Below are 12,205 nucleotides of genomic sequence, written 5' to 3'. Positions count from 1 at the left end.
GAACGGCTTGCTGCACCGATCCTACAGCGATTGCCTCATACAATAAGGTCAAGAACATGAGCGTATCTATCCCGATCAACAGTTCGACGGAGTTGAAGCGTGGTGCCCTGGGTGTTGGTTTCATCATCTTCTTCGTGGTGTCGGCGGCGAGCCCGTTAAGTGTCATCGCCGGTGGCTTCCCGATTGGCATCATGCTGGGCAATGGCGCCGGCACGCCGGCGTTGCTGATCCTGGCGTTGCTGGTGCTGCTCGCGTTCTCGGTGGGTTACACCACCATGTCCCGGCACCTGACCAATGCCGGCGGTTTTTATGCGTTCACCTCACGTGGTTTGGGTGGCCTGGCAGGCGGCGCGGCCGGGGTGTTGGCGATGTTTGCCTATAACATTCTTCAGGTCGGGTTGTATGGCATGTTCGGCGGGGTGGTCAGTGGCACCATGGAAAGCATGTTCGCACTGGTGCTGCCGTGGTGGTCTTACTCGCTGATGGCGATGGCGAGCATTGCGATTCTGGGGTATCGCAAGATCGACCTGTCGGCGCGGCTGCTGTCGGTGATGGTGATCGCCGAGTACCTGGCGATCCTGATCCTGGATTTTTCCATCCTCAAATCCGGCGGCGACAGCGGCATCAACCTTGATGCGTTTGATCGCGGTCATGTGTTCAGCGGCACACCGTCAATCGGCTTGCTGTTCTGCTTCGCGGCATTTATCGGCTTCGAGGCGACGACTATTTACGGCGAAGAGGCCAAGAACCCGCAGCGTACTATCCCGATTGCCACCTACTGCTCGGTGTTGCTGATCGGTGGTTTCTACGCACTGTCGGTATGGTCGATGGTGGTGGGCGTGGGTGCGGACAAAATCGTGCCGATGCTGCAGTCCTTGCAGGACCCGACGACGTTTATCTACGGCATGTCCGACCACTTTGTCGGCCCCTGGCTGACTCAGATTATCCGGGTGCTGTTCATGGTCAGTATCTATGCCGGCCTGCTGGCGTTTCATAACGCCGCGGCCCGTTACTTCTACGCGATTGGGCGTGACGGCCTGTTGCCGCACCGCTTGGGTACTACCCATCGCGTGCACCAGAGTCCTCATATGGGGTCGGCGTTGCAGAGCCTTATTTCGGCGGTGGTGGTACTGATTTTCGCCGCCATGGATGCCGATCCGATCCTGCAGCTGTTTGCCTGGCTGTCCAACTTGGCCACGCTGTGCGTGATTTTGTTGATGGCGCTCACGTCCGCAGCGGTAATCTTCTTTTTCCGGCGTCACCCCGAACTCAAGGTGGGGATCTGGCGCGGGCGGATTTTCCCCGGTTTCTCTTGCATTGCCCTATTGGCGGTCCTGGTACTCGCGGTGGTGCACTTCGATGTACTGACGGGCGCCAGCCTGGCCTTGTCATACAGTCTCTGCGCGATCATTCCCGCGGCCCTGCTGGGTGGCGTGTTCCTGGCGGCTCGACTTCGCAAGGCGTCGCCGCAGCGGTACCAGGCATTGGGTAGCCACAAGCTTTAAGGCCCCACGCAGAACTTTTCAACCAAATCTGCGCGTTGCTTACCAAGGAAGGTCTGCGACCTCGCGCGGCTGCGCCTGTCTGCTCAGCATGACCAGCAGCGAGGCGATCAACAGCAGGACTGCCGACGCTGCCAGCACGGCAACAAAGCCTGCATCGAACGCCGCACGGGCGAATGCGCTCAGCATCGCGCGGCCTTCGGGTGACAACGTCTCGGCGACGACCAACGCGTCGTCGAGACTCTCGAATGTCGCGGGGTTCAGGGTCAGCCATGCCGGAATCATCAGGCCCGCCGAATACGCATAAATCGCCGATGACAGACTGCCCGCCAGCGTCACACCCACAGCACCGCCCAGTTCAAAGGACACTTCCTCGATGGAGGCGGCCATGCCGGCTTTATCGGCGGGCACGCTGAGCATGATGGTGCTGGACGAAACGGTCAGTGCAGCGCCAATCGTCAAGCCCAATAGGGCAAGGCTGGCGACTTGCAGGTAAACCGCAGCGTTGTACAGCAAGAGATAGCTCAGCATCGCGACTGACGACAGCAGCAACGTCCAGCACAGCATCCGCCGGTTTCCCAGGCGCGGCAGGTAGTAACCGGCAAGCGGCCCTGCGACGAAGGAGCCCAGTGGCAGAGGAAGGATGAACAATGCCGCCTCCAGCGGCGACATGCCGAGTACCAGTTGCAGGCGCTGGCTGAACACCAGTTCCATGCCGATCAACGCAGCGGCCGACACGACTGCTGAAATGACGGCATTTCTGAAGCCCGGTGCAGTGAACAGCGCCAGATCGAGCATCGGCTGTGCGGCACGGCGTTGGCGTCGAATGAACAGTGTCAGAAATAGCGCACCCAGCACGACCGCCACCAGCATGCCGTCGAAGGAGGGCGCCCGTTTACCGAGTTCCTTGACGGCATACGCCAGGCTGATCAACCCGATCATGACCTGCAGCGAGCCCAGCCAGTCCCATCGCTTTTTGGCATCCCCCGGGTGATTCGGGATCAACACCGCGCCGAGGACCAGTGCCACCAGCACAATAGGCACGTTGATCAGAAATACCGAGCCCCACCAGAAGTGCTCCAGCAGCAGGCCGCCCACCACCGGGCCGAACGCGGCGCCCCCTGAGGCAACCGATGCCCAGATGCCGAAAGCCATCGCCTGCTCGCGCGGGTCGGCGAACGTCAACCGCACGATGGCCAGCGTAGCCGGCATCATCATCGCCGCGCCGACAGCCAGAAAGCCGCGGGCACCGATCAATACGCTGGCCGATGGCGAGAAGGCCGCGATCAGCGAGAACAGGCCAACGTGGGGGCATCATGGGGGGGCTCGATGAACGATGGTCGAAAGCCGGCAACTGTCACTCAGTCAAGACGTCAGCACCGGCAGGTAGCCTGCCGTGCCCCTTTACACTCGAAAATGGCCGACAAGCTGCTGTTGATGGTTGGCCATTTCATGGAGTGAGTCACTGGCCGTTGAGGCATCGCTCATCCGTTTGGTCAGTGTTTCGCTGATGCTGCGAATGCCACTGACCCGATGGTTGATATCTTCCACGACCGTGCTTTGCTCCAGGGCTGCGCTGGCGATCTGCTGATTCATTTGCTCGATCACATCCACGGCCTGGGAAATATTCTCCAGCGCCGTACGGGTCTGTTGCACCTGGATCACGCTGTTGCCGGCTTGCTCGCGGCTCAGCTGGGTACTGTGCACCACCTCCTGGCTCAACTGCTGCAACATTTCTATCACCGTGCGGACCTGTTCGACCGAGCTCTGGGTGTTGCTGGCCAGGTGCCTGACTTCATCGGCTACCACCGCGAAGCCGCGCCCCTGTTCGCCCGCTCTGGCCGCTTCGATGGCCGCATTCAACGCCAGCAAGTTGGTCTGCTGCGCGATGGTGCTGATGACGTCCAGCACCTGGCCGATCTGGGTGCTGCTATCGGCGAGGGCATGCACTTGCTTAAGGGTGGTGTCCAGACGCTGATCGAGGCTTTCGATGCTGCTTTCGGCGATGGAGAACACCGCTTGACCTGATCGGCTCGCGCTTTCGGCGGCTGTCGCTGCGTCGGCGGCACCGTGGGAATGGCGCGCCACTTGCTGGGCACTGGCACTCATTTCGTGCAGCGCGGTCGCGGCCAGCTCCACTTCGCGGTACTGGCGTTGCATCCCTGCGCTGACTTCCCGGGCAATCCCCGACGAGGTATTGGCGCTGTTGCGGGTATCCAGGGAGGCGGTTTGAATGTCGCGAATAATTGGCTGCAACTTGTCCAGAAAACGGTTGAACCCATTGGCTAATTGGCCCAATTCGTCGCGTCGCCCGGCGGGCAGGCGTTGGGTAAGGTCACCATCGCCATCGACGATGGCATCAAGCAGGCCTGCCACCTTCAGCAGCGGGCGTGTCACCCCGTAGGCGGCCAGCCAGATCAGCAACATGCCGAGGCAACTGGCCAATACCCCCAGGCAAAGGTTGAGCCAGTTGGCCTGGCGGCTTTTGTCGTCCAGTTCGCTTTGCATTTGCCGGGCGGGTGCCTGCACCAGGGCTTGGGGAACCTTGATCTCCAGTTGCCAGAGTGGATTGCCTGCCACGGGTTGCAGAGCCTGGCGTATATCGAGGGTGGTCCCGGAGACTTCGCCGCTGCGTCCTGCCACCTGGCCGGAGGCCGACACAATGGCCACTTCGCTGGAGCCTTGATACAGGTCCTGGCCGAGGTCGGCAGCCAGCTTTTGCAGCGTGTCGAGGCCAATGTCCATGCCGACCACGCCGAGGATCTTGCCGTTGGCGATCAGAGGGACAGAAATGCTGCTCATCAGGACTTTCTGGCCTTCCACCTCACTGGTGTAGGGCTCCACCACGCAAGTGCGCCTTTGAGCTTGAGGGCAGGTGTACCAGACGTTTGTCGGTTCGCTGCCGGGGGGCGCTGTGTTGGTGAAGATTTGCGCCTCGGTGAGCACATCCTGGACCAATTGTCCCGGCTGGCTCTGTGACCAATACAGCGCAAAACGACCTTTTTCGTTGCTCGCCAGTGCACGTTGCCCGACGAAATTGGCGTCTGCGCCCGCCAACGCGTCAGGCAGAAGTATGACGTACAGGCCGAGCACTTTTTCGCGTCTGAGCAGTGTCTGACGGGTCACGCTGATCAGCGCTTCGCGCAATTGCCCAGCCGTGAGGCGTCCATTGAGCGTTTGATCGCGCAGTTGCAAAACCTGTTGCGCGAACCCTTCGCCATACAGCGCCGTTTCGTTGAAAAAGCGTTCGACCTGTTGGCCATGGGCAACGGCCTGGGCTTGCAAGCGCTCCACGGCGGCTTGCCCGAGCAGGTGACTGCTCTGCTCCTTCAGCAATTTTGCACTTTGTTGGTTCTGGTACACCGAGGCGCCTACCAGCGCGCCGACGACAGCCAGCAGGCACAGTCCGCTCAGGAGTGTGATCCGCCATTGGATAGTGAGATGAGCTAAACGCATGACTGAGGCTTCCTGCAGAGGGCTTTGGCTGCGATGGGCTGAGGTCCAGGCCCTCGCTTTTTATTATCGGTGCCGGCATCTGGGTATAGAGCGGGTGACGCTAGCATGCGGGAGGGAACGGCCAGCCGGTTATCCCGAATCGGCAAGGACTGCCGGATTGCGGGTGCCGCATCGACCTGTTTTGGGGCGGCGCCTCGGATGCTACCGATTTGGGATAGCGAGCGGTTCAGGGGCGGGCATAGGATCGAGTTCAGCGCGCAACTAAAACAAAACGCTAATCGGTGCCGATGGAATTCAATCGGGCCACCCCAACAGCGACTGCCTCATACAATAAGGTCAACAACATGAGTGTACCTATCTCGATCAACAGCTCCACGGAGCTCAAGCGTGGCGCCCTGGGCGTCGGGTTCATCATCTTCTTCGTGGTGTCGGCGGCGAGTCCTTTAAGTGTGATCGCCGGTGGCTTCCCGATTGGCATCATGCTGGGTAACGGTGCCGGTACTCCGGCATTGCTGATCCTGGCGTTGCTGGTGCTGCTCGCGTTCTCGGTGGGTTACACCACCATGTCCCGGCACCTGACCAATGCCGGCGGTTTTTATGCGTTCACCTCCCGTGGTTTGGGTGGCCTGGCAGGCGGCGCGGCCGGGGTGTTGGCGATGTTTGCCTATAACATTCTTCAGGTCGGGTTGTATGGCATGTTCGGTGGGGTCGTCAGTGGCACCATGGAAAGTGTATTTGGGCTGGTGTTGCCGTGGTGGTCCTACTCGCTGATGGCGATGGCGAGCATTGCGATTCTGGGCTATCGCAAGATCGACCTTTCTGCGCGGGTGCTGTCGGTGGTGGTAATCGCCGAGTACCTGGCGATCCTGATCCTGGATTTTGCCATCCTCAAATCCGGCGGCGACAGCGGCATCAACCTTGATGCGTTCGACCGCACCCATGTGCTCGGCGGTACCCCGTCCATCGGCCTGCTGTTTTGTTTTGCGGCATTCATCGGCTTTGAGGCGACGACTATTTACGGCGAAGAGGCCAAGAACCCGCAGCGTACTATCCCGATTGCCACCTACAGTTCTGTGTTGCTGATCGGTGGGTTCTACGCGCTGTCGGTGTGGTCGATGGTGGTGGGCGTGGGCGCGGACAAGATCGTGCCGATGCTGCAGGCCTTGCAGGATCCCACGACGTTTATCTACGGCATGTCCGATCACTTTGTCGGCCCCTGGCTGACTCAGATTATCCGGGTGCTGTTCATGGTGAGTATCTATGCCGGCCTCCTGGCTTTTCATAACGCCGCCGCGCGTTATTTTTACGCGATCGGCCGTGATGGCCTGTTGCACAGTCTGTTGGGCACCACTCACCGCGTGCATCAGAGCCCCCATATGGGTTCGGTGTTGCAGAGCCTGATTGCTGCTGTGGTGGTACTGATTTTCGCTGCGTTGGATGCGGACCCGATCCTGCAACTGTTCGCCTGGTTCTCCAACCTCGCCACCCTCTGCGTCATTTTACTGATGGCGCTGACGTCGGTAGCGGTCTGCGTCTACTTTCAGCGTCATCCCGAGCTTAACGTCGGGATATGGCGCGGGCGCATCCTGCCTGTTTTCTCCTCCCTGGCATTGGTGCTCGTGCTGGGGCTGGCGGTGGTGCATTTCGACGTGTTGACCGGGGCCAGCCAGCTATTGTCCTACGGACTCTGCGCCATCATTCCCGCGGCCCTGATCATCGGCGTCATGCTCGCCGCGCGCTTGCGAAAGATCTCCCCGCAACGGTTTCTCGCCTTGGGCAGCCACAAGCTTTAAGGCCGTACTCGTTACTGCTCGACTAACCAGACAATTCCAGCCTGCCGTTGCCCGGCATGGCTCGTCAGTGTGTGAAAGGAAGGTTTCAAATGCACAACTACAAGATGCTCATCAATGGCGTTCAGGTCGCCGGTGAACAGGGCCAGTTTGATGTGATCAACCCGGCCACCGGTGCTGCATTCGCCCAATGCCCCGCCGGCTCGCTGGCGCAACTCGACCAGGCGGTCGACGCTGCACAAGCGGCGTTCAAAAGCTGGCGGCACAGCACCCACGCAGACCGTTGCGAGCGCCTGTTGGCGGTTGCGGCGGATATCGAGCGGGAGGCAGAGTCACTGGCCCGACTGATTGTGCTGGAACAAGGTAAACCACTGGAACTGGCGTTTTCCGAAGTCATGGGGTCCGCCGCCTGGACCCGCTATGCGGCCGGGCAGGAGATTGCCGTGGAGCTGGTGGAGGAAACCCCCACCCAGCGGATCGAGTTGCATCGCAAGCCTTTGGGTGTGGTGGCGTCGATTACGCCGTGGAACTGGCCGTTCATGATCGCCGTCTGGCACATCATGCCGGCGCTGCGAGCCGGTAACTGTGTGATCAGCAAACCGTCGAGCCTGACCCCGCTGAGCACCTTGCGCCTGGTGGAGATCATCGCCCGCCATGTGCCTCACGGCGTGATCAATTGCCTGACGGGTGAGCAAGGTTTCGGCAGCGCAATCACTTCGCACACCGGCATTCAGAAGATTGTGTTCACCGGCTCGACCGCCACCGGACAAAGCGTCATGCGCGGCGCCGCCAACAACCTCAAGCGCCTGACGCTGGAGCTGGGTGGTAACGACGCGGCAATCGTTCTGCCCGGTACGCCGGTTGAGGCGGTGGTCGAGGAGATTTTCCAGGCGGCGTTTCTCAACATGGGCCAGACCTGCGCGGCCCTCAAGCGCCTGTATATCCACGAATCGCAGTACCAGGCCTTTGCTGATGCGCTGACCCTGATTGCGACGCGCCAAGTGGTGGGCGATGGCCTGGAAGCTGGCGTCACCTTTGGACCGGTGCAAAACCTTGAGCAATTGGAGCTTGTCGACGCGCTGGTCGCTGACGCGCGGGCACAAGGCGCACGCGTGCTGTGCGGCGGCGCGCGTCTGGATCGCCCCGGTTTCTTTTATCCGCCGACCCTGGTCGCGGACGTGACAGATGGCCAGCGTCTGGTCGACGAGGAACAGTTCGGTCCTGTGTTGCCTTTGATCGCGTACCGGGATGTCGAGGATGTACTGCGGCGCGCCAATGCCGGCGACATGGGGCTGGGCGGATCGGTCTGGGGGCCGGATGTCGAGCAGGCCCAGGCACTGGCCAGCCGCCTGGAAAGCGGCGTTGCCTGGGTCAATTGCCACGCGCAGATTCAGCCGAATACGCCGTTTGGCGGCAGCAAGATGTCCGGGTTTGGCGTCGAGTTCGGCCTTGAGGGGCTGCTGGAGTTCACTGGCCAGCAACTGCTGTTTGTCCGCCCTTTTAAAGGCGCACCACAAGGAGCTTGAGCCATGCGCAATCCATCACGCCATCCCGTGTTTGGTAGCACGCTTGTGTGCACATTGGTGCTATGCGCCATCAATCAGGCCCAGGCCTATGAGTTGTACAGTGATGAGAGCCGTCACCTCAACGCAGACATGACCGCCGTGTTCGGCCAGTTCAACAGTCGCAAGAACTACGACGGCACACCCGGTGGATCTACCTGGCGCGAAGGCTTCATCAAGTACGGCTTGAATGGCGACCAGTCCCTGGCGGGCAATGGCACCGCGTATGGGGCATTCGCCCTGGTCAGTTCCGCCACCTGGGGCGACGGCGACCCAGGCGGCAATTCCCTGGGAACCGAGCGCACAACAAAGATCGAAGACGCCTACCTGGGCTGGCGCTCCGGCGACCTGTTCCCTGCGTTAGGCAAGGACGGGGTTGATATTTCCGGCGGGCGCCAGGTGGTCAAGCTGGGCCGAGGGTTCCTGATCAACGATGACGGACTGAACCTGGGCGAGGGTCCGGCCAATGGCACTATGAACCGTGGGGGCGCTTATTACCTGGCTGCACGGCATGCGTTCGATCAAACCGCGCTGTTGCGCCTGGGTGGGCAAGATGGCCTGCACGGCAGTCTGGTGTGGCTCAAATCCGACAACCGCGTCCAGGCCGAAACCGAACTGGCCGCCGGCACGCTGGATTACACCACCCAGCCGGGTACGATCGGATTGACCTGGGTACACGGCATCGACGTGAGCGATCAATGGGCCACCGACGTTCAACGCCAGCGCAAAGGCATGAACGTCTACAGCGTTCGCGGTGAAGGCGATGCGGGCATCGAGAACGTCAGCCTGGCGTTCGAATACGCCTGGCAGGACAAGGACGCCGGGCCTGAGAAAGCCTGGTACGGCGAAGCGGGCTACACCTTCGCCGATACCGCCTGGGCGCCCAAGGTGACCTATCGCTATACCCGCTATTCACAGAAATGGGATCCGCTGTTCACTGGCTTGAGCATGGGCTACGGCACCTGGTTCCAGGGCGAAGTCGCCGGAAACTACGCCGGGCCGTTCAACAGCAATACCAGCATTCAGCACGTCGGTCTGAAGGCCACTCCGCTGGAAAACCTGACCTTGGGCGCGCTGTACTTCGATTTCGACACGGTGCGTAAAAACAACGCGCTGAACCTCAATGCCCGTGAGCTGGATATCTACGCCGAATGGGCAGCCAACCCGCACTTGATCATTACCCCGCTGATTGGCCTCTACAAACCCGATCAGGACTCAACCACGGGCGGTAATCAAGTCGGCGGCAATGGCACTAACCTGTACAGCCAATTGACGGTGGCTGTTCCGTTCTGATCGCACATCCGCCGCGTCCCCGGTAAGAGACCGGCGGCTTGTCCATAGGCTAGGGCGTGGTGGTGTTCGACTGATTACGCATGTTTTCGGCGATGCGCCGAGTGGTATCCATGACCATTTCGATCACGGTTTCCTGGCGCAGCAGCTTGAAGCTCTGCGTGCTGCCGACGGCGGACAGGCTGCCAACCACTTCGTCGATGTCCGTCTGGATGATCGGCGCGGCGATGCCGGTCAAGCCCAGGTTGAGTTCATCATGGGTGAGGCAGTAACCGTCCTTGCGAATCTTTTTCGCGGCCTTGGAGAAGCTTGACCAGTCATAAGGGCAGTCCGGGTCGTTGGCCATATGCTCGTCGAACAAGCGTTGCAAACGGCGACCTTTCTGAAAGGCGATCAACACCTTGGATTGCGCGCCGCGAAAGAACGGCAGCGGTTGCCCGCGCCCGAACGCAAAGTGGTAGGTGTCGGTGGGTTCGGCGATGTAGGTGTTGATGATGCGACCGTCATAAAAGACGCTCGCAAACACGGCCAGGCCGGTTTGCGCGGACAGCTCGTGCATCAACTCGCGCCCGGCAACGAGGATAGGGTCGTACTGACGCATCATCCAGTCCAGTTCGATGACTCGCGGTCCCAAGCCATAACTGCCGGCGTCCACGCGGGTCAGCAGGCCGGCGTCGCACAAATCCTTGACGTAGCGGTACACGGTCGCACGTGACAGGCCCATGCGCTCGGCAATGGTGTCGGGGTCGATTTTCAATGTCTGTGGACCGAACAGGTCCAGGACACTCAGCAATTTGCTCAGGCTACTCATTTCGTTCCTAAAGACGGGGGGAGGGCGCGTGCTTCGTTCCGGCGTAGACCAGACATCCCGCAGAAGCGCCAAGCGCTGGCGCAACACTACCTCAGTGAGAGAAAAACGCAATCTCGGCAGTCTTTCTGGTGCAAATAAAATCGCATAAATCTCACAAAACGAGACAAATACGAATTTAATGCTTGTTGGTTGAGTATTTGTGTGTGATAAATCTCATCACTGCAAATGCTCAAGCAAGAGGGCTGAAAATGAATGGTGCGCAACTGATAGTGAATGCGGCAGCGGCAAGCGGTATCGAATACTGCTTCGCCAACCCCGGAACCACCGAAATTCCATTGGTGGCGGCCATGGCCAGCGCACCAGCACTGAAGCCGGTGTTGTCGTTGTTCGAAGGGGTGTGCACGGGGGCGGCGGATGGGTATGGCCGGATTGCCGGCAAGCCGGCGATGACCCTGACGCACCTGGGCCCCGGGTTTGCCAATGGCATCGCCAACCTGCACAACGCACGTCGTGCCAATACCCCTATCGTCAACGTGATCGGTGATCACGCGTCATGGCATGTCAACTACGATCCGCCGCTGGCCAGTGACATCCAGGCCTTGGCCGGGACTGTCTCCGGTTGGGTGCGCACCTCGCGCACGGCGTCGGGTATCGGCGAAGATTTGCAGGAAGCGGTGCGGTCGGCCTGGCAGGCCAAAGGGCAGATCGCCAGCCTGATTCTGCCCATGGACCTGCAAGCCAGCGCAGTGACGCACAACGGCGTGTTCGCCCCGATGCGGGCGCCGGTTCGCCGGTTTGCCGGTGACCGGGTCGAGACGGTGGCACAGGCACTGCGTGACGGGCAGCGCCTGGTGTTTATTGTCGGGGATGAGGGGTTGTCGGTTGCCGGTCTGGAAGCAGCGGGGCGCCTGGCCCAACTGCCTGGCGTGCGCCTGTTTGCCGAGACCTTTCCACGGCTCAGCTACCGTGGTGGTGGTTTGCCGGATCTGGATCGCCTGCCGTACTTCCCGGAAGTGGCCATTGAAATCCTTGAGCAGTACGACCAGGTCGTGTGTGCCGGGGTGCCGGAGCCCATCAGTTATTTTGGCTACGAAGGCATCCCGTCGCGCCTCGCCGAGCGTGAGCGTCTGCTGACGCTGGCCGATGTCGGTGACGATGTAGCCGGCGCGCTGACGGCGCTGGCCGATGCCCTCAATGCACCGGCCTACGTGCCGACACCGATGGGCATCGAACTGCCGCCAGGCCATGCCGAGCTCACACCTCAGTCCATCGGCCAGGTTTTAGCCGCATCGCTGCCGGACGACAGCATTGTCTCCGTGGAAGGCGGCACTTGTGGCTATCCGTTTTTCACCGCCTCTGCTAGCGCCGCGCGGCACCGGGTGTTGACCAATACCGGTGGCGCGATCGGCCAGGGCATTCCGGTGGGGTTCGGCGCCGCCTTGGCGGAGCGGGGCAATCGCGTGTTCTGCCTGCAATCCGACGGCAGTGCCCAGTACACCATCCAAACCCTGTGGAGCATCGCCCGTGAGCAGGTGCCGGTGGTGATCCTGATTGCCGCCAACCATCGCTACGCCATTTTGCAGAACGAACTGCGCCGCTTCGGCATGACTGAAATGGGCACCGAAGCCCTGCGCCTGACGGTGCTCGATAGCCCGCGGATTGACTGGAAAGCGCTGGCCAAGGGCTACGGTGTGCCGGCCTGCACGGTGCACACCAATGCCGAACTGCAACAGGCGCTGGCCAATGCCAATGCCGACGGTGGTCCTTGCCTGATCGAAATGGCGCTGTGAAGGA

Annotated in this window: 6 protein-coding genes and 3 pseudogenes; 5 read left to right on the top strand and 4 right to left on the bottom strand. The window is 60.9% G+C overall.

All coding sequences use genetic code 11. From position 1 onward, the window contains the following. Positions 1-56: 56 nt before the first annotated feature. On the top strand, positions 57-1,505 hold the full coding sequence (locus tag AC07VO_RS05740; protein ID WP_018927847.1) for an APC family permease: 1,449 nt from the start codon (positions 57-59) through the stop codon (positions 1,503-1,505). 39 nt (positions 1,506-1,544) lie between these two features. Here AC07VO_RS05740 and AC07VO_RS05735 read toward each other — a convergent pair. The 3 pseudogenes from AC07VO_RS05735 to AC07VO_RS05725 form a co-directional block, all read right to left on the bottom strand. Next, a pseudogene (locus AC07VO_RS05735) lies at positions 1,545-2,804 on the bottom strand (MFS transporter); the annotation flags it as partial. Between the two features lie 102 nt (positions 2,805-2,906). Next, positions 2,907-3,446: pseudogene (locus tag AC07VO_RS05730) on the bottom strand (methyl-accepting chemotaxis protein); the annotation flags it as partial. Between the two features lie 318 nt (positions 3,447-3,764). Beyond that, positions 3,765-4,958, bottom strand: a pseudogene (locus AC07VO_RS05725) (PDC sensor domain-containing protein); the annotation flags it as partial. Positions 4,959-5,302: 344 nt separating this feature from the next. Here AC07VO_RS05725 and AC07VO_RS05720 point away from each other — a divergent pair. The 3 genes from AC07VO_RS05720 to AC07VO_RS05710 all read left to right on the top strand — a co-directional run bounded on the left by AC07VO_RS05720 (position 5,303) and on the right by AC07VO_RS05710 (position 9,603). Beyond that, positions 5,303-6,751: an APC family permease gene (locus AC07VO_RS05720; RefSeq protein ID WP_018927850.1), complete on the top strand. Its 1,449-nt coding sequence runs from the start codon at positions 5,303-5,305 to the stop codon at positions 6,749-6,751. Between the two features lie 89 nt (positions 6,752-6,840). Beyond that, on the top strand, positions 6,841-8,274 hold the full coding sequence (locus AC07VO_RS05715) for an aldehyde dehydrogenase family protein (RefSeq protein WP_018927851.1): 1,434 nt from the start codon (positions 6,841-6,843) through the stop codon (positions 8,272-8,274). Positions 8,275-8,277: 3 nt separating this feature from the next. Beyond that, entirely contained in the window at positions 8,278-9,603 is a 1,326-nt protein-coding gene (locus AC07VO_RS05710) for an alginate export family protein (RefSeq protein WP_018927852.1), read from the top strand. Between the two features lie 49 nt (positions 9,604-9,652). On the opposite strand, the gene AC07VO_RS05705 is transcribed toward AC07VO_RS05710, so the two are convergent. After that, a complete protein-coding gene (locus AC07VO_RS05705) occupies positions 9,653-10,411 on the bottom strand; it encodes an IclR family transcriptional regulator (protein ID WP_018927853.1) in 759 nt (252 codons plus the stop codon). Between the two features lie 248 nt (positions 10,412-10,659). Here AC07VO_RS05705 and AC07VO_RS05700 point away from each other — a divergent pair, with 248 nt between their 5' ends. After that, positions 10,660-12,201 carry an acetolactate synthase large subunit gene (locus AC07VO_RS05700; RefSeq protein WP_192351211.1) on the top strand — a complete coding sequence of 514 codons (1,542 nt, stop codon included), beginning with the start codon at positions 10,660-10,662 and terminating at the stop codon, positions 12,199-12,201. The last annotated feature ends 4 nt before the right edge of the window (positions 12,202-12,205 follow it).

The sequence above is a fragment of the Pseudomonas sp. GW821-FHT03E01 genome (assembly GCF_059420765.1).
Note: the sequence above shows the minus strand (reverse complement) of the source record. Positions and strands in the feature narration are given on the sequence as shown.

Bases quoted from the DNA above. Each gene is read 5' to 3' on its own strand.
- AC07VO_RS05715 (WP_018927851.1), top strand. From the start codon at position 6,841: ATGCACAACTACAAGATGCTCATCAATGGCGTTCAGGTCGCCGGTGAA.
- AC07VO_RS05700 (WP_192351211.1), top strand. From the start codon at position 10,660: ATGAATGGTGCGCAACTGATAGTGAATGCGGCAGCGGCAAGCGGTATC.
- AC07VO_RS05710 (WP_018927852.1), top strand. From the start codon at position 8,278: ATGCGCAATCCATCACGCCATCCCGTGTTTGGTAGCACGCTTGTGTGC.
- AC07VO_RS05720 (WP_018927850.1), top strand. From the start codon at position 5,303: ATGAGTGTACCTATCTCGATCAACAGCTCCACGGAGCTCAAGCGTGGC.
- AC07VO_RS05705 (WP_018927853.1), bottom strand. From the start codon at position 10,411: ATGAGTAGCCTGAGCAAATTGCTGAGTGTCCTGGACCTGTTCGGTCCA.
- AC07VO_RS05740 (WP_018927847.1), top strand. From the start codon at position 57: ATGAGCGTATCTATCCCGATCAACAGTTCGACGGAGTTGAAGCGTGGT.